Origin of the sequence: Prescottella sp. D32, assembly GCF_037287305.1 — a bacterium.
GTDB classification, from domain to species: domain Bacteria; phylum Actinomycetota; class Actinomycetes; order Mycobacteriales; family Mycobacteriaceae; genus Prescottella; species Prescottella equi.
Window position 1 is genome coordinate 37,174 of sequence record NZ_JARBSW010000007.1, and the last position, 17,629, is coordinate 54,802.

General features: G+C 68.2%; 16 protein-coding genes. 7 read left to right on the forward strand and 9 right to left on the reverse strand.

The window, feature by feature from the left end:
• Positions 1 to 97 precede the first annotated feature (97 nt).
• Positions 98 to 1,033 carry an IclR family transcriptional regulator gene (locus PSS76_RS22885; RefSeq protein ID WP_337456651.1) on the reverse strand — a complete coding sequence of 312 codons (936 nt, stop codon included), beginning with the start codon at positions 1,031 to 1,033 and terminating at the stop codon, positions 98 to 100.
• Positions 1,034 to 1,126: 93 nt separating this feature from the next.
• Here PSS76_RS22885 and PSS76_RS22890 point away from each other — a divergent pair, with 93 nt between their 5' ends.
• The 5 genes from PSS76_RS22890 (at position 1,127) to PSS76_RS22910 (ending at position 7,364) form a co-directional block, all read left to right on the forward strand.
• Complete coding sequence (locus tag PSS76_RS22890; protein ID WP_337456653.1) at positions 1,127 to 2,293, forward strand: hypothetical protein; 1,167 nt, start codon at positions 1,127 to 1,129, stop codon at positions 2,291 to 2,293.
• 3 nt (positions 2,294 to 2,296) lie between these two features.
• On the forward strand, positions 2,297 to 3,079 hold the full coding sequence (locus PSS76_RS22895) for an SDR family oxidoreductase (protein ID WP_337456654.1): 783 nt from the start codon (positions 2,297 to 2,299) through the stop codon (positions 3,077 to 3,079).
• Positions 3,080 to 3,102: 23 nt separating this feature from the next.
• Positions 3,103 to 4,251, forward strand: coding sequence for a sulfotransferase family protein (locus tag PSS76_RS22900; protein WP_069855960.1), 1,149 nt, complete (start codon positions 3,103 to 3,105; stop codon positions 4,249 to 4,251).
• Between the two features lie 117 nt (positions 4,252 to 4,368).
• Positions 4,369 to 5,772, forward strand: a complete 1,404-nt coding sequence (locus PSS76_RS22905; protein WP_337456655.1) for an alpha/beta hydrolase domain-containing protein — start codon at positions 4,369 to 4,371, stop codon at positions 5,770 to 5,772.
• 350 nt (positions 5,773 to 6,122) lie between these two features.
• Positions 6,123 to 7,364 carry a multidrug effflux MFS transporter gene (locus PSS76_RS22910; protein ID WP_337456656.1) on the forward strand — a complete coding sequence of 414 codons (1,242 nt, stop codon included), beginning with the start codon at positions 6,123 to 6,125 and terminating at the stop codon, positions 7,362 to 7,364.
• Positions 7,365 to 7,367: 3 nt separating this feature from the next.
• Here PSS76_RS22910 and PSS76_RS22915 read toward each other — a convergent pair whose 3' ends face one another.
• Positions 7,368 to 8,591 carry an MFS transporter gene (locus PSS76_RS22915; protein WP_337456657.1) on the reverse strand — a complete coding sequence of 408 codons (1,224 nt, stop codon included), beginning with the start codon at positions 8,589 to 8,591 and terminating at the stop codon, positions 7,368 to 7,370.
• Positions 8,592 to 8,701: 110 nt separating this feature from the next.
• On the opposite strand from PSS76_RS22915, the gene PSS76_RS22920 reads away from it, so the two are divergent.
• Positions 8,702 to 9,238: a MarR family winged helix-turn-helix transcriptional regulator gene (locus PSS76_RS22920; RefSeq protein ID WP_081122335.1), complete on the forward strand. Its 537-nt coding sequence runs from the start codon at positions 8,702 to 8,704 to the stop codon at positions 9,236 to 9,238.
• 48 nt (positions 9,239 to 9,286) lie between these two features.
• Here PSS76_RS22920 and PSS76_RS22925 read toward each other — a convergent pair whose 3' ends face one another.
• A complete protein-coding gene (locus PSS76_RS22925) occupies positions 9,287 to 9,739 on the reverse strand; it encodes a MarR family winged helix-turn-helix transcriptional regulator (RefSeq protein WP_081122336.1) in 453 nt (150 codons plus the stop codon).
• A 193-nt stretch (positions 9,740 to 9,932) separates the two neighbouring features.
• Between PSS76_RS22925 and PSS76_RS22930 the strand changes: the two genes are divergently transcribed.
• On the forward strand, positions 9,933 to 10,829 hold the full coding sequence (locus PSS76_RS22930) for an alpha/beta fold hydrolase (protein WP_337456658.1): 897 nt from the start codon (positions 9,933 to 9,935) through the stop codon (positions 10,827 to 10,829).
• Between the two features lie 63 nt (positions 10,830 to 10,892).
• Here PSS76_RS22930 and PSS76_RS22935 read toward each other — a convergent pair whose 3' ends face one another.
• Genes PSS76_RS22935 through PSS76_RS22960 form a run of 6 tightly spaced genes read right to left on the reverse strand, consistent with a single transcriptional unit; the run spans position 10,893 to position 17,503 of the window.
• Positions 10,893 to 11,669, reverse strand: a complete 777-nt coding sequence (locus tag PSS76_RS22935) for an enoyl-CoA hydratase (protein WP_013415611.1) — start codon at positions 11,667 to 11,669, stop codon at positions 10,893 to 10,895.
• Positions 11,666 to 12,577, reverse strand: coding sequence for a 3-hydroxyisobutyrate dehydrogenase (mmsB, locus tag PSS76_RS22940; RefSeq protein ID WP_005514063.1), 912 nt, complete (start codon positions 12,575 to 12,577; stop codon positions 11,666 to 11,668). Before mmsB ends, PSS76_RS22935 begins: the two co-directional genes overlap by 4 nt.
• Positions 12,574 to 13,650, reverse strand: coding sequence for an enoyl-CoA hydratase/isomerase family protein (locus PSS76_RS22945; RefSeq protein ID WP_337456659.1), 1,077 nt, complete (start codon positions 13,648 to 13,650; stop codon positions 12,574 to 12,576). Before PSS76_RS22945 ends, mmsB begins: the two co-directional genes overlap by 4 nt.
• Positions 13,647 to 14,795, reverse strand: a complete 1,149-nt coding sequence (locus PSS76_RS22950; RefSeq protein WP_238773947.1) for an acyl-CoA dehydrogenase family protein — start codon at positions 14,793 to 14,795, stop codon at positions 13,647 to 13,649. The genes PSS76_RS22945 and PSS76_RS22950 overlap by 4 nt, the downstream gene beginning before the upstream one ends.
• 52 nt (positions 14,796 to 14,847) lie before the next feature.
• The gene (locus PSS76_RS22955) at positions 14,848 to 15,993 is read right to left on the reverse strand and encodes an acyl-CoA dehydrogenase family protein (protein WP_084956819.1); all 1,146 of its coding nucleotides are present in this window, start codon (positions 15,991 to 15,993) and stop codon (positions 14,848 to 14,850) included.
• 4 nt (positions 15,994 to 15,997) lie between these two features.
• Positions 15,998 to 17,503 (reverse strand): CoA-acylating methylmalonate-semialdehyde dehydrogenase, encoded by a 1,506-nt coding sequence (locus tag PSS76_RS22960; RefSeq protein WP_005514069.1) that lies wholly within the window; start codon positions 17,501 to 17,503, stop codon positions 15,998 to 16,000.
• Positions 17,504 to 17,629: the final 126 nt, after the last annotated feature.

Genomic DNA, 17,629 nt, shown 5'->3' on the forward strand with positions numbered 1-17,629 from the left:
TGGTACATATTTGTACCGGGTCGGTTCGAAAACTGACTTCGAGCCGAGAATAGAACCTGTTCCACCCGCGGTCAATGGCTCGCCTGCTGCGACCAGGTCAGGAGGAGCGCACGGGACGCCGTCCGCCGACCTCCGCCGTCACCGCGTCCGCCGCGGCGACGAGTGCCGCACCGCGCCGGGCGATCTCGGCTCCGGTGATCGGTCCGCCAACGTCGAGCGTGAGGACCAGCGACTGGTGCCCGTCGGCGTCGTACACGGGCGCCGCGATCAGACTCACCGGGTAGTCGATGTCGGGCTCGGTTTCGCTGTGCAGGTAGACGCGCTCGCCGAGACTCGACACCATCTCGCCGATGAGCTCGCGCAGCTCGGTCGGCAGGTCCCGGCCCGCGACGCCGGCCATGAGCGAGAACAGCTTGCGTCCGACGGGGGTCAAGCGTTCGACGAGGTATCCGACCTCACGGCAGTCGTCGACGACTCGCCCGAGCAGTTCCCGATCGAGGACCACCGGCAGTGCGGGATCGCGCCGCAGCCACGCCTCGAGGTCGTCGTCGCTGTCCCAGATCACGTACATGAGACCCACCGGCGGGGCGAACGGATACGCCTGACCGACGCGGGCAGCCGTACGTCCCAGCGCCATTCCGGCCGGCGTGACGGTCTCGAGGATCATCACCTGGTCGCCGACCACCGCCGACGCCGTGCACACCGCACCGAACTCGGCGGCAACCCCATCGAGCTGCGCCCGCGCGATCGCCCCGACGGCGAAGCCGCGCTGCGCCGCGCGCCCGGCGGCGATCAGCGCCGGCCCGAGCCCGTACGTCTTGGAGACCGGGTCTCGGGTGAGGTAGCCGGCGACGACCAACTCGGAGAGGATTCCCAGGCACGTGGGCTTGCTGATGGAGAGCGCACGCGCCAGTTCGGACAAACCGAAGCGCTGTTCTTCGCGGGCGACCAGGAAGTCGAGGATCTGGACCACCCGCTCCGTCGGTGGGGACCGACGCCCACTGGACTCGGACTCGGCGATGCCTGGGGTCATTGACCACTCCTTGAAACACGTTCTATCGTCTGACTCATCGCACGTTCTACCACCCAGGTACATATTTGTACCACTGGATCGAAGGAGCAAGGTGTGCTGACGGATCCACTGGCCGAGGCCATCGCCGAGGCCGAGAAGCTGGTCGAGAGCGCCCCCCACATCCGGTCCGAACAGGATCTGCTCGAGGGCATGCAGTACCTCGCCGGCGGAATCCTCGCGACCGTGCACGCGGCATGGGCCACCGAGAAGACCCATCCGAGCTTCATCCAGGGCACCGGCCCGTTCACGAAGATGGGGCTGGACAACCCCGACACTCTGTACTTCGGTGCCCGCATCAACGACGACGCCGAGTACATCGTCACCGGCACCCGCGGCACCACCTCGGACCTGAGCTTCCAGGTCCTCAGCGGCAACTACACCAACGCGAACGTCCCGGGCAGCGAGATCGCCTTCGACGACCGGGAACTGCACATCGAGGACGACGGCACGTTCGTCGCCACGTTCGGTCCCGGCCCCGCCGACGGCCGCCGCAACCACTTCACGCTGGCGCCGGGCTCGAGCCAGCTGGTGGTGCGCGAGGTCTACAGCGACTGGAGCCAGCAGCGCGGGACCATCCGCATCGAGCGCGCCGACCGGATCGGCGTCCCGGTGCCGCCGCTCACGCGCGAGGAGACCGAGAAGCGTTTCGCTCGCGCCGGTAAGGCGCTGGTCAGTCGCGTGCAGACGTGGCTGCAGTTCCCGCAGTGGTTCTACGACAACCTGCCGGTCAACACCATGACCGCGCCGCGGCTCACTCCGGGCGGACTGGCGACGCAGTACTCGTCGGTGGGCCATTACGACCTCGCGGACGACGAGGCGATGATCATCACCGTCCCGAAATCGGATGCTCCGTACCAGGGCTTCCAGCTGGGTAGCCTCTGGTACATCTCGCTCGACTACATCAGCCACCAGACGTCACTGAACAATGCTCAGGCACAGGTGGATCCGGACGGCATGATCCGGATGGTCCTCAGCGAGCGGAACCCGGGCGTGACCAACTGGCTGGAGGCTCTCGGTCACCCGCGCGGCTACCTGCAGTTCCGGTGGCAGCGGACGTCCCGGGAGTTCACGGCCGAGGACGGACCGACCGTCGAGGTCGTCAAGTTCGACGAGGTCGCCGCGAAACTGCCTTTCCACGAACACAACAAGATCACGCCGGAGGATTTCGCCGCCCGCATCGCGGAGCGGCAGGCCGCCGTCGCCGACCGGATGCTGGGATAAGACATGACAAATCTGCTCCAGGACAAGGTAATCGTCATCTCTGGCGTCGGGCCGGCGCTCGGTCGCACGCTCGCGCTGCGCTGCGCCGAGGCCGGCGCCGATCTGGTGCTCGCCGCACGCACCCAGTCGCGTCTGGACGAGGTGGCCAAAGAGGTGTCCGACCTGGGACGCCGCGCGGTGACCGTCTCGACCGACATCACCGACGACGCCTCGGCCGCCCACCTGCTGTCCGCCACCACCGACGCGTTCGGCCGGGTCGACGGCCTGATCAACAACGCGTTCTCCGTGCCGTCGATGAAGCCGTTCGGCAGCACCGACTTCCAGCACATCCGCGACGCGATCGAGCTGACCGTGCTCGGCGCGCTGCGCCTGACCCAGCTGTTCACGCCGGCCCTCGCCGAGTCCCAGGGCGCGGTCGTGAACGTGAACTCGATGGTGCTGCGGCACTCGCAGGAGCGCTACGGCAGCTACAAACTCGCCAAGTCGGCGCTGCTGGCGATGTCGCAGTCGCTGGCCACCGAACTCGGTCCGCAGGGCATCCGCGTCAACTCCGTCGCCCCCGGCTACATCTGGGGCGACACCTTGAAGAAGTACTTCGAGCACCAGGCGGAGAAGTTCGGCATCACCGTCGACCAGATCTACGAGCACACCGCGGCCAACAGCGACCTCAAGCGCCTGCCGACCACCGACGAGGTCGCGAACGCGGTGATCTTCCTGGCCTCACCGATGGCCAGCGCCATCACCGGCCAGTGTCTCGACGTCAACTGCGGCGAGTTCCACCACTAGAGCTCGGCCCCTGAAGGAGCACCATGACTGAACGCACTTCCGTCGGCACCGTCGAGGACCTGCACGCATCCGCTACCCGGATGACCGGACTCGACGACTTCGGTACCGACGACTACACCGAGGCGCTCGGAGTCCTGCTCGACTCGTACGCACGAGACGAGGACCTGACGCCGTTCGGCAGCAAGATCTCTCGCGTCTTCCTGCGCGGCGCACTCGTTGCCCGCCTGCTCAGCGAGGCCGCGTGGAAACAGTTCCCCGAGCACGCCGACGTGCAGATCGAACGACCGATCTTCGTCACCGGCCTGCCGCGCACCGGCACCACGGCGCTGCACCGCCTGCTCACCGTGGACCCGGGACACCAGGGGCTGGAGATGTGGCTGACGGAGATGCCGCAGCCACGCCCGCCGCGGGACACCTGGGAATCCAACCCGGTGTTCCAGGCGATCGAGCAGCAGTTCGGCCAGCATCACATCGACCACCCCGAGTTCATGGGTGTGCACTACATGTCGGCGGGCGAGGTCGAGGAGTGCTGGCAGCTGCTGCGTCAGACCTTCAAGTCGGTGTCGTACGAGTGCCTGGCGAACCTGCCGACCTATTCGACGTGGCTCGAGGGGCAGGACTGGACCAACGCGTACGCGCGGCACAAGAAGAACCTGCAGCTGATCGGGCTGCCGGATCAGGATCGGCGGTGGGTGCTGAAGAACCCGAGCCATCTGTTCGCGCTCGACGAACTGATGGCGGTCTATCCGGACGCCCTGGTGATCCAGACCCATCGCCCGCCGCGGACCATCGTGCCTTCGGTGTGCAGCCTGGCCGAGCAGGCCACCGAGGGCTGGTCGAACAAGTTCCGTGGCGAGGTGATCGGCCGCAGCCAGCTCGACCTGTGGGCCCGCGGGCTCGAGGACTTCACCGCCGCGCGCGGGAAGTACGACCCGGCCCAGTTCGTCGACGTCGACTACAACGACTTCGTCGGCGATCCACTCGGGACCGTCGAGAAGGTCTACTCGCACTTCTCGATCCCCATGACCGAGCAGGCGCGCCGGGCGATGGAGGACATGCATGCCGAGAGCCGCTCGGGCAGCCGGAAGCCGGCGCACAAGTACACGCTCGAGGAGTACGGACTGACAGCCGAGGAAGTCGACGAGCGGTTCGGCGACTACTCCGGCGGCTGAACCGAGAAAGAGTCTCACCCACCGAGACCGATGTGTGACCGACGCCACATTCAGGGCTAGTTTTCCTTTCAAGGGGACTGCAACGGCGCAGCCCCCTGTCAGAGAGGCCCGATCCGAATGTTCCTGCACGCAAGACGATTCGATTCCGAACAGGACCGCCTTCCGGACGGCATGCGCAGCTCGCCCGGAACCTCGACCGCAGTCGACCTCGCCGCCGCGGGATACACCGAACAGGAGTTCTTCCTGAGCGGTACCGCGACGGCGTATCGCGAGGACGGCAGGTGGGATTCGGACGGCCACTGGTCGGTCGCGGAGGCCGGCCAGGCGCCGTACCGAACCCGCCTGCTGGTGCGGGTGCCGTCGGACCGCAGCCGGTTCAACGGCACCGTCGTGGTCGAATGGCTCAACGTGAGTGGCAACGTCGATGTGGACGTCGACTTCGGCTACATGCACTCGGAGTTGCTGCAGGGCTACGCGTGGGTGGGGGTGTCCGCGCAGGCCGCCGGCGTCAACAGCACCGGCGGCAGCCCGCTGGGCCCGAACGTGGTGGGGCTCAAGGCGTGGGATCCGCAGCGATACGGACCCCTGCACCACCCCGGCGACGCCTACTCCTACGACATCTTCTCGCAGGCGGGGGCCGCACTCCGGGCACCGCGCGGTGCGGACCCGCTCGCGGGGCTGGTGGTCGAGCGACTGCTTGCGGTCGGCCAGTCCCAGTCCGCGATACGAATGCTGACCTACGCCAACGCCATCCATCCTCTCGCCCGGGTGTTCGACGGCATGTTCGTGCACAGCCGCGCCGGTTTCGGTGCGCCGATCGGCGCCGGCACGGGCCTGCCGAAGCTCGACGGCCCGGACGGGCCACGGGTGGTGTCGCCGGCGCGCGTGCGCACGGATCTCGACGTGCCGGTCTTCCAGGTGGTCACCGAGACGGAGCTCTTCGAGCTCGGCGGCGGTCCCGGCCCGGGGTCGTTCGTCGCCGCCCGCCAGCCCGACAGCGAGCGGATCCGAACCTGGGAGATCGCGGGCACGGCACACTCCGACGCCCACGCCCTGCGAATCCTGTACCCGCAGTACACCGCCCAGTTCGGAACGATCAGGGATCTCGGAGCGCTGATTCCGCTGGTGAACGACGGTCCGCAGGCCGCGGTGGTGGCAGCTGCGCTGCGTTCGCTCAACACGTGGGTCGCGGACGGGACCGCTCCCCCGTCGGCGGATCCGATCGACACAACGGACACGGCCATCGTGCGTGACGAGTTCGGCAATGCCCGCGGCGGAGTGCGCACTCCTCACGTCGATGTGCCCGTCGCCTCGCTGACCGGCGAGACCGTCCACGTCCCGAACAACGGCGCGACCACCCCACTCGGAGCCGACGTCCTGGCCTCGCTGTATCCGGACCAGGACACCTACGTGACGAAGTTCGCGGAGGCCACCGAGCGCTCCGTCGCGCGGGGATTCCTGCGCTTCGAGGACGGCCGAGCGCTCGTGTCCGCCGCGCGCGGCAACCATGTCGGAGGCTGAGAATCGCGCACGCGGAGTTGCCCGCAACCGCCGTCCTGGACAAACGTCCAACGCCTTCTTCGTAAAGTGCACAAACCGACCACTCTCCTGCTAGCTTTACCGCCAGTGGCGTCGGGCCACATCCACCACCACCCCAGAGGACTGAAACATGGGTTCGTTCAGCACGATCAGCGCCGTCATCGACATCGTCAAGACCATCCTCCCCCTCATCGAGCAGCTCAGCTCGATGAGCTGACTCGACGCACTTCGACGGGCCGGATTCATCGATCCGGCCCGTCGTGCGTCGACAGGGCTTCCGCCCGCCGGGAAGCGACTCGCGTCACAACGGCGCGATCCGCCATCGTCGGTGCATGACTGTCGACGAGACACCCCCACCACCTGCCCGCGGCGGGGCGCCGACAGCCCCACCCACCGGTGGGGCCAGGGCAGGACTGGGCACGATCGTGGCGCTCGGCACCATGACAGCGCTGGGCCCCTTCACGATCGACATGTACCTGCCCGCGCTCCCCGACATCGCGGCCGCACTCGACTCGACCGCGTCGGGCGCCCAACTCACGATCACCGGCACTCTCGTCGGACTGGCCCTCGGACAGCTGGTCATCGGGCCGCTCTCGGACAGTCTGGGCCGCAAGCGCCCTCTCGTCGCCGGCATCGCGCTGCACGTCGCGAGTTCGCTCGTCGCCGTGTTCGCCACGAGCATCGCGATGCTCGGCGCAGTACGCGTCCTCCAGGGCGTCGGAGCGGCCGCGGCCGCCGTCGTGACGATGGCGATGGTGCGGGACCTGTTCTCCGACAGGGCCGTCGCCGTCGTCATCTCACGTCTGATGCTGGTCCTCGGCGTCGCGCCGGTGATCGCGCCCAGCGTGGGCGGGGCGCTGCTGGTCGCCCTGGACTGGCGTGGGATCTTCGTGGTCCTCGCGCTCGTCGGGGTTTCCATCGCACTGGTCGCCGTCCTCGCGCTACCGGAAACCCTTCCGCGCGAGCGGCGTCGGCCGGGCGGACTGCTGCCGGTGGTGCGCACCTACCGGGCGCTGCTGCGCGACCGCACCTTCGTAGCGCTCACCTTCGCGTCGAGCATCGTGATGGCCGCCCTCTTCGCCTACGTCTCCGGCGCCCCGTTCGTGTACCAGGACCAGTTCGGCCTCGATCAGCAGCAGTTCGCGATCGTCTTCAGCGCGGGCGCCTTCTCGATGATCGGTGCGACGCAGCTCAATGTGCGGTTGCTGCGCCGCTGGTCGCCCCAGCAGATCGTGCAGGCCTCGCTCACGGCCGCCGTCACGTTCGGCATCGTCGCCGTCGTTGTGGCCCACTTCCAGATCGGCGGCCTGCCCGGCTTCGTCGCCGCACTGTGGATCATGCTGGGCGCCGTGTGCTTCGTGCTCCCGAACGCCCCCGCGCTCGCGCTGACCCGCCACGGCGAGGCCGCGGGAACCGCAGCGGCCCTGCTCGGTTCGATGCAGTACGCCGTCGGCGCCGTGGTCGCTCCCCTGGTCGGGCTGTTGGGAAACACCGACACCGCCCTCGTGGCGAGCATGACCGTGTGCCTCGCCGTCGCCCTGGTCACCATGTTCGCGGCGGCGCGGACGTCGTAGCGATCAGCGGCGGCGCAGCGAGAGGATGGCGCTGGACGCGGTCGCGGCGAGCGCGAAGACGACGGCGCCGATCGCGAATCCGGTGGTGCCGAATCCCAGTGCACCGAGGATTGCGGTACCGACGGCCGTGCCTACGTACATCGCGGAGTTGTTCCACGACACCGCGCCGGCGCGGCGTTCCGCCAGTTCCGTCGTCAGCAGTACCTGACCGGTGCTGAAGAACGCCGAGCCGGCTGCGAACGCGAGCATGAATCCCACGATGCTCGCCCAGCTCGTCGGCGCGAAGACCGCGAGGGCCAGAGCCGCGGCGAGCAGCCCGCCCCAGCCGATGCACAGCACCGACTCGGCTCGGCCTGCGGCTCGCCACCGGTCGACCAGGGGGCCGGCGACGAGGGAACCCGAGAAGGATCCGATGCCGACCAGCGCCCCGACGAATCCGAGAGTTTCGGTGCTGAGCCCGAAGCGGGTCGCGAAGAGCGCGCCCGCGAACGCGTACGTGCCCAGGCGGGCCGCCTGGGCGAAGAGATTTCCGAACATGATCAAGCGGAAGGTCCGGTTTCCCCACAACCGGAACGACGTCGCGAGGGCCGTGCGGGCGCCGTCCGGACGCACCACCGTGCGCTCGGGCTCCCGGAGTCGCACGGCGATGGACACTCCGACACCGACGAGCACGAGGGCGACTCCGGCGAAGGCCCACCGCCAGTCGAGGCTCGCGGCGACGAGCGTGCCCAGCGGCACCCCGACGATCTGACCGCCCGCGTACGCCGCGGCGCCACGCGAGATGGCCCGGCCGCGTTCCCGCGGCACCGCCGTCTCGGCCAGGAACGCCCAGATCGCGGGACCCATCAGGGCGCCGCCGACACCGCCGACCATGCGCGCCCCCACCAGGAACGGCAGCGTGGGCGCGACCACGCAGAGCACCTCCCCGAGGACCATCACCGCGACCCCGGCGAGGATGACGCGTCGGCGCGCCACGTGCTCGGCGAGCGCACCGAGCAGAGGACTCGCCACCGCGTACGTGAGCCCGTAGGCCGTCACCACCAGCGCGGTCGCCGGAATGCTGGTCCCGAGGTCGTCGGCGATGGTCGGGAGCAGCGGAGAGATGAGGAACAGCTCGCCGCCCATGAGGAAGAAGATCGCGTGCAGCAACGAGTGCTGCCCCCACGGGGTTCGGGTGGGCACTGCCGGCTCGACTCGGGGCGAGCCGGACTCGCTCGTATGCGCCATGACGTCAGACGTTAGCCGCGGTCACGACCGGACCACGTATCGGGAACCGGTCACCGGAAGTACCGTGCCGGGTACGCGGGCCGGTCGAGCCTGCATGGGATGATCGGGGCATGCCGTCGCCGTCGCCCCTGCCTCTGGACCCGATCGAGGAAGCGCACCGTCAGTGGACCGAGCACGGCTGGGGTGCCGTCGCCGACGGAATGGCCGCAGTGACGTCGGTGGTGCGCGCGCAGCAGATCATGATGGCGCGGGTCGACGAGGCCCTCAAGCCTTTCGGACTCACGTTCTCGCGGTACGAATTGCTGACGCTGCTCACCTTCACCCGCAGCGGCGCGCTGCCGATGGCGAAGGCGAGCGCCCGCCTGCAGGTGCACCCGACCAGTGTCACCAACGCGGTCGATCGCCTCGAGAACGCCGGCCTGGTTCGCCGCGTCCCCCACCCCACCGACCGCAGGGCGACCCTGATCGAGATCACCGACGACGGGCGGGACATCTCACGACGGGCGACCGAGGCGCTCAACGAGAAGGTCTTCGCCGAGCCCGGACTGTCCCCCGACAAGCTGGACTCACTGGTGCGCATTCTCACCGAACTGCGTTCGAAAGCGGGCGATTTCGACACCGGCGACCGGCCGGGCCGGTGGCACTGACGCCGTCCGTCGAACAGCCGGCGGCGCCCGACCCGGTCACCAGGGCGGCTATCGCAGGAGCTCGTCCGCGATCTGCTCGATCCTGACGACGCCCTCGAACAGGTCCTCGCCGATCGCTTCCCGCAGCCGGGCCTCGATACCGGCGGCCAGTTCGTCCGCCTCGTCGATCGTCTTCGCGCCGAGCGCGGTCAGACGCACCTCGACGAGCTTCTGATGCATGGGGGACGCGCGACGGCTGACGAGTCCTTTGCCCTCGAGCGTCGACAGCATCGTCGCCAGCGACTGCGGCGTCCCCAGTCCGGCGCGCGCGAGCTGCGCGGCCGAGCTCGGCTCCAGGTGCTTGACCGCCAGGAGCGTCGCGTACTGCGGCACAGTGATTCCGAGCGGACGAAGCGCAGCCGCTTTCGCGTCGATGATCATCCGCGCGATGTGCCGGATGCGCGTGCCGATCCGGTCGTCGAGCACCTCGGACAGGCGCTCGATGGCAGCGTCCTCCGTCAACTACTCCACTCCTCCGCGTCCACCTTCTCGGTCTCGACAGAGTACTGCGACTCCCCGCAGCGCCCACATCTCGACACCAGAGTGAACAAATTATTAGTCAAGAAAGAACACATAGACATGACAGAATGTTGTTACTGTTCGACCACCGGCACGAATCGGCGTCGCGGGGCACCGACCGAGGAAGGGCGAACAGATGAACCGACGAGGGGTCCACGCCACGGACACGCGCGCAAACGTCGTCGACGTGAGCTTCGAGGGAACGAAGCGGGAGGTCGTCACCGACGCAGGCGTGTTGCGCTACCACGAGGCGGGCTACGGACCGCCTTTGCTCTTGCTGCACGGTTCCGGAATCGGCGTGAGCGGCTGGCGTAACTACAGAGGGAACCTGGCTGTGTTCGCCGAGCACTTCCACTGCTACGTGCTCGAGTCTCCCGGCTTCGGAATCAGCGATCCCGTCGAAGGACATCCCGTCCGCACCGCAACCGAGTCGGTGCCGCGGTTCATGGACGCTCTCGGGATCGAATCCGCCGCGATCATCGGCAATTCGATGGGCGGAGTCGTCGGTGCGCAGGTGGCGATGCAGCATCCCGCGCGGGTCGAGAAGCTGATCACGATCGGCGGAGTGGGCCCCAACATCTTCAGCCAGGCTCCGAGTGAAGGCACCCGCCTGCTCCGGGACTTCGCCGACGACCCCAGTCGCGAGAAGCTGGTGCGGTGGCTCGACTGTATGGTCTACGACCCCGCGCTCGTCACGGACGAGCGCGTCGACGAGCGCTGGGAGGCGGCGATGGCCCCCTCCTCCCACGAGACGCTCGCCGCGATGTACGGCTCCGCAGCGGTCACCGCCCAGCAGCGGGCACTCGAGGCGTCCGAGGCCCCGCCGTACTGGTCGATGATGCGGAAGATCCAGTGCCCCACGTTGTTCACATGGGGCCTCGACGACCGGCAGTGCCCGCCGGACATGCCCCTCGTCCCACTACGGCTTGTGCCGCATGCCGAATTGCACGTCTTTCCCAACTGCGGGCACTGGGTCATGGTGGAGGCCGAAGAGGCGTTCGAGCGGGTGGCGCTCGAGTTCCTCCTCCGCTGAGAACTCCTCGGCCCCTGCCACGCTCGTGCGCGACAGGGGCCGAGAAGTGGCTCGGTAGCTCACTCAGTGGTGGCCGAAACTCGGATCCCGCTTCTCGGTGAACGCGGCCATGCCTTCCTTCTGATCCTGCGTAGCGAAGGCCGAGTGGAACACGCGTCGCTCGAACCGGACGCCCTCGGACAGCGTCGATTCGAACGCCCGGTTCACCGACTCCTTGACCATCATCGCGATCGGCAACGACATGTCCGCGATCTTCGACGCGGTCGCGATGGCCTCGTCGAGCAGGTCGATCGCCGGAACGATCCGGGAGACGAGACCGGCGCGCTCCGCCTCCTCGGCGTCGATCGTCCGGCCCGTGAGACACAGGTCCATCGCCTTGGCCTTGCCGATGGCGCGGGTGAGTCGTTGCGAGCCACCGATTCCGGGCAGCACACCGAGCTTGATCTCGGGCTGGCCGAACTTGGCCGAGTCGGCGGCGATCAGCACGTCACACATCATCGCCAGCTCGCAGCCGCCGCCGAGCGCGTAACCGGCGACCGCGGCGACGATCGGCTTGCGGGCCGCGGCGATACGATCCCACGCCGAGAACCAGTCGTCGAGGTACATGTCCATGAACGACTTGGACTGCATCTCCTTGATGTCGGCGCCGGCCGCGAACGCCCGCTCCGACCCGGTGATCAGGATCGAGCCGATGCTCCGGTCCTTCTCGAAGTCCTCGACGGCCGAGACCATCTCCGACATGAGCTGCGCGTTGAGGGCGTTGAGCGCCTTCGGCCGGTCGAGGGTGATCATGCCGACGCGGCCGGTGCGCCCGACCTGAATCGTCTGGTAGTCCGTCATCGAGTCTCTCCGTTCGATCTGTCCCTGATGTCCCTGATGATGGCCGAGAAGTCCTCGCCGCCGTGCCCGGTCTCGTGGAAGCGCCGGTACAGCTCCGCGGCGCGCATACCGAGTTCGGCGTCGACGCCGTTGGCGCGCAGCGCGTTCGCGGCGAGCCCGAGGTCCTTGTCCATGAGGGCGGCCGCGAATCCCGGCTGGTAGTCGTTGTTGGCGGGGCTCGCCGGGACGGGTCCCGGCACCGGGCAGTTGGTGGTGAGCGCCCAGCACTGACCGGACGCGTTCGATGCGACGTCGAACAGCGCCTGGTTGCTCAGTCCGAGCTTCTCCCCCAGCACGAATGCTTCGCTGATCGCGATCATCGAGACGCCGAGGATCATGTTGTTGCAGATCTTCGCGGCCTGACCCACGCCGGGGCCGCCGCAGTGCACCACCTTGCGGCCCATCACCTCGAGCAGCGGCCGGGCGGCCTCGAAGTCCTCGTCGGCGCCGCCGACCATGAAGGCGAGCGTTCCGGCCGCCGCCCCCATCACTCCACCCGACACGGGCGCGTCGACGCTGCGATGTCCGGCCTGTTCGGCCAGTTCGTGGGCCGCTCGGGCGTCGGCGACGTCGATCGTCGAACTGTCGACGAACAGCGTGCCCTGCCGCGCGGCGGTGAGCAGACCGCCCTCGTACAGGTCGAGGACGTGCTTGCCGCTGGGCAGCATCGTGACGACGACGTCCGCGTCGGTGGCCGCCAGCGCGGCGGAGTCCACGACCGTGATGCCGTCGCGCCGGGCCTGCTCGAGCGCCGCCGGCACCAGATCGAAGCCCTTCACGACGTATCCGGCCTTCGCGAGATTGGCGGCCATCGGGCCGCCCATGTGGCCGAGACCGACGAATCCGACGGTGATGTCGTTCGTGCTCATCGCGCTTCCTCCCCACTCACGAGCGCTGCGGCCAGTCCCAGTTCGGCCTCGCCGAGCGGCTCGAAGAATCGATCCACTAGTTCATCGGTGACCGCCTCGAGGGACGACGGCGACCATGCGGGGTTACGGTCCTTCTCTACCACCTGCGCGCGGATGCCCTCCACGAGATCGTGGGATTCCAGGCACGCCAACGACACCCGGTACTCCTCGTCGAGGACGGCCTCGAGCGTGTCGAGGGTGCGGGCGTGGCGCAGTGCCCGCAACGTCACCTTCGCCGCGGTCGGGGACTTCGCCAGGATCTGTTCGGCCGCGGCCCGCGCCTCGGGGACGTCGCTCGCCCGCAGGTTCGCGACGATCTCCTCGACCGTGTTGGCGGCGTACGCGGCGTCGATCCAGCCCCGCTGCGCTGCCAGCTCCGACGCGGGGGCGGGCTGCGCGAACCGGGCGAGTGCGTCCTCGACGGAGCCCCCGGCCAGCGCCTGTTCGAACTCGCCGACCCGGTCCGACGGCACGAAGTGGTCGGCGAAACCGCACGCGATCGCGTCGCCGGCCGACATCCGTGCCGTCGTGAGCGCGACGTGGGTGCCGAGTTCACCGGGCGCCCGCGACAGCAGGTACGTGCCGCCGACGTCGGGCACGAATCCGATGCCCACCTCGGGCATTCCGACCGTGGACCGCTCGGTGACGACCCGGACGTTGCCGTGCGCCGAGACGCCGACACCGCCGCCCATCACGATGCCGTCCATGATCGCGACGTACGGCTTGCGGTAGCGGGCGATCGCGGCGTTGAGGACGTACTCGTCCCGCCAGAAGTCCTTCGACCCACTCCCGCCGTCTCGGGCGTCGTGGTAGATCGACACGATGTCGCCGCCCGCGCACAGGCCGCGCTCCCCCGCTCCCGTGAGCAGCACGGCGTCGACGGCATCGTCGTCGGCCCACTCCAGCAGTGCCGCCGCCATCGACCGCACCATCGCGTGATTCAGCGCGTTGATCGCCTTCGGCCGATTGAGGGTGATCCGGCCGAGAGCGCCGACCCGTTCGACCAGAACCTCGGGTTCAACGATGTCGCTCATGCCGCGCCGGCCGATCCGACCACCGCGCGGGCCACGACGACCCGCATGATCTCGTTGGTGCCCTCCAGGATCTGGTGCACCCGCAGATCTCGCACGATTTTCTCCAATCCGTATTCCGCCAGATAGCCGTAACCACCGTGCAGCTGCAGCGCCTCGTTCGCGACCGTGAAGCCGGTGTCCGTCGCGAACCGCTTCGCCATCGCGCACAGCTCCACCTTGTCGGCACTGTCCGCGTCGAGCGCGTCCGCGGCCCGCCACAGCAGGGTGCGGGCGGCCTCGAGTTCGATCCGCATGTCGGCGAGGCGGAACTGCAGCGCCTGAGACTCGACGAGCGCCGCCCCGAACGCCTTTCGTTCCGCGAGGTACGCGACGGCCTTGTCCAGCGCGGCCTGCGCGCCGCCCACCGAGCAGGCGGCGATGTTCAGCCGGCCGCCGTTGAGCCCCTTCATCGCGATGCGGAAACCCTCGCCCTCCCCGCCGAGCAGGTTCGCCGCCGGCACCCGCACCTGGTCCAGGATCACCTGCCGGGTGGGTTGGGCGTTCCAGCCCATCTTCTTCTCGTTGGCACCGAACGACAGCCCGGGCGTGTCCTTCGGGACGATGAACGCCGAGATGCCGCGGGCTCCCGCCGCGCCCGTGCGGGCCATGACGACGTAGACGTCGGACGTACCCGCGCCGGAGATGAACTGCTTGACGCCGGTGAGCAGATAGTCGTCGCCCTCCCGAACAGCCTTGGTGGACAGGGCTGCCGCGTCGGATCCCGCACCGGGCTCGGTGAGACAGTAGCTGCCGAGCTGCTCCATCGACGCCAGGCCGGGCACCCAGCGCCGTCGCTGCTCGTCGTCACCGAACTCGTCGATCATCCACGTGACCATGTTGTGGATCGATATGTAGGCGGCGATCGACGGGCAGCCCGTCGCGAGCTGCTCGAAGATCCGGACGCCGTCGAGCCGGGTGAGACCGGAGCCGTCGACGTCCTCGCGGATGTAGATGCCACCCATGCCGAGTGCACCTGCCTTGCGCAGCACATCGACCGGGAAATGCTTGTTCTGGTCCCACTCGATGGCGCCCGGCGCCAGGTATTCCGCGGCGAAGTCGCGTGCGGTGTCGCTGATCGCACGCTCGTCGTCGGAAAGTCTGAACATTGCCTTCACTCCTGGTTCGTCGTCATCGTCGATGACGTGGTGGCCGCGGTCGTCAGAGGGATTTCGCAATGATCCCCTTCATGACCTCGTTGGCACCGGCGTAGATCTTCTGCACCCGTGCGTCCTCGTACATGCGGGCCACGAGGTACTCGCGCATGTATCCGTAGCCGCCGTGCAGCTGCACGCAGCGGTCGACGACCTCGCACTGCTTGTCGGTGAGCCAGTACTTGGCCATCGCCGCCTCGGCCGCGTCGAGTTCGCCGCGCAGGTGCTCCTGGATGCAGTGATCGAGGAACACCTCGCACGTGCGCGCGATCGTCTGGCACTCGGCGAGTTCGAACGCCGTGTTCTGGAACTCGAACAGGCTGTGCCCGAACGCCTGCCGGGACTTGACGTACGCGACGGTCTCCTCGACCGCTCGGTTCATCGCCCCCGACGCCTGCGCCGCGATGATCAGACGTTCCTGGACGAGTTGGGCGATCAGCTGGCCGAAGCCCTGCCCCTCCTCGCCCAACAGGTTCGACACCGGCACCTTCACATCGACGAACGACAGCTCGGAGGTGTCCGCGGCGTGCTGGCCCACCTTGTCGAGCACCCGCCCCACCGTGAAGCCGGGGCAGTCCCGCAGGTCGACGATCAGCAGCGACACACCCCTGGCACCGGCCTTCGGGTCGGTCTTCACCGCCAGCACGATCATGTCGGCGGAGGAACCGTTGGTGATGAACGTCTTCGAGCCGTTGACGACATAGTGGTCGCCGTCGCGCACGGCCGTCGTCCGGATCGCCTTGAGATCGGATCCGGCGCCCGGTTCGGTCATTCCGATCGCCCCGAGGATCTCCCCGGACGCCATCCCGGGCAGCCAGGTCCGCTTCTGCTCCTCGGTGCCGTACTCGCTGACGTAGTGCGCGACGATGCCGCTGTGCACCGACACCCCGAACGCCAGATCACCCGCGTAGCCCTGCGCCTCGAACACCGCGAGATCGTGCGCGAACGTGCCTCCGCCGCCGCCGTACTCCTCGGGAATCGAGCAGCAGAGCAGCCCCAGCTTGCCGGCGGTGCGCCACACGTCGCGGTCGATGCGGCGCTGGGCTTCCCACTTCTCGTTGTGGGCGACGACCTCGCGTTCGAAGAATCCGGCCGCGAGTTCGGAGAGCGCCCGAACCTCGTCGTCGTGCCAGCTCGGCACGTACCTCTTCACCGCGTCAGTCCATCGTCGGGATGACGAAGTGGTCCGAGTGCTCCTTGAACCCGGAGGGCCAGCGCTGCGTCACCGTCTTGGTCTTGGTGTAGAAGCGGATCGAGTCGGGGCCGTGCTGGTTGAGGTCGCCGAATCCGGAGCGCTTCCAGCCACCGAAGGTGTGGTACGCGATCGGCACCGGGATCGGGACGTTGACGCCGACCATGCCGACCTCGACGCGGGAGCAGAAGTCGCGGGCGGTGTCGCCGTCGCGGGTGAAGATCGCGACGCCGTTGCCGTACTCGTGCTCGGTCGGCAGGCGCAGAGCCTCCTCGTAGTCGTGTGCGCGGACCACCTGCAGCACGGGACCGAAGATCTCCTCCTTGTAGATCCGCATCTCGGGGGTGACGCGGTCGAACAGTGTTGCGCCGGCGAAGAATCCGTTCTCGTGACCCTCGAGGGTGAAGCCGCGGCCGTCGATGACCAGCTCGGCACCCTCGTCGACGCCGATCTGCACGTAGCCGTCGACGCGGTCGAGAGCATCCTTGCTCACCACGGGTCCGAAATCGGCGGTCTCGTCGTCGGAGCGTCCGATCCGCAGCTTCGCGACCCGCTCGGAGAGCTTGGCGACGAGCGCATCCGCGGTCTCCTCGCCCACGGGAACCGCGACCGAGATCGCCATGCAGCGCTCACCGGCAGAGCCGTAGCCGGCACCGACCAGAGCGTCGGCCACCTGGTCCAGGTCGGCGTCGGGCATCACGATCGCGTGGTTCTTCGCGCCACCGAAGCACTGGGCGCGCTTGCCGTGCGCGGCGGCGGTCTCGTAGATGTACTGGGCGATCGGGGTGGAGCCGACGAAGCCGACGGCCTTGATCCGAGGATCGGTGAGGAGGGTGTCGACGGCACCCTTGTCGCCGTTGACGACGTTGAACACACCCGGCGGCAGACCCGCTTCGAGGAACAGCTCGGCCAGGCGCAGCGGCACCGACGGGTCACGCTCGGACGGCTTGAGCACGAACGCATTTCCGCACGCCAGGGCGGGAGCGGCCTTCCACAGCGGGATCATGGCCGGGAAATTGAAGGGCGTGATGCCTGCCACGACACCGAGCGGCTGCCGCATCGAGAACACGTCGATGCCCGATCCGGCACCCTCGGTGTACTCGCCCTTGAGCAGGTGCGGGATGCCGGTGGCGAATTCGACGACCTCGAGGCCGCGCTGGATGTCGCCCTTGGCGTCCGGGATGGTCTTGCCGTGCTCGGACGAGAGCAGCCGGGCCAGCGGATCCATCTCCTCCTGGATCAGCTGCAGGAACCGCATCAGCACGCGGGCGCGGCGCTGCGGGTTCCACGACGCCCACTCCTTCTGGGCATCCGCCGCGTTCGCGATCGCCGCCTCGGTCTCGGACCGGTCGGCGAGCGGCACCCGCGCCTGCACCTGCCCGGTGTTGGGATCGAAGACGTCGGCGAATCTGCCCGATGTTCCCGGGATCCGCTTGCCGCCGATGAAGTGAGAGAGCTCTCGAACGCTCATTGCCCGAACCCGTCCTTTGCTGGTCGCCACAGAGCCACGAAGGAGACGTACGTCACCCTCGACATTCCTCGCTCATCCTATAGTTGGAAGTCCATGCAAGTCCAGGGTGCGATCCCGACAATTGCC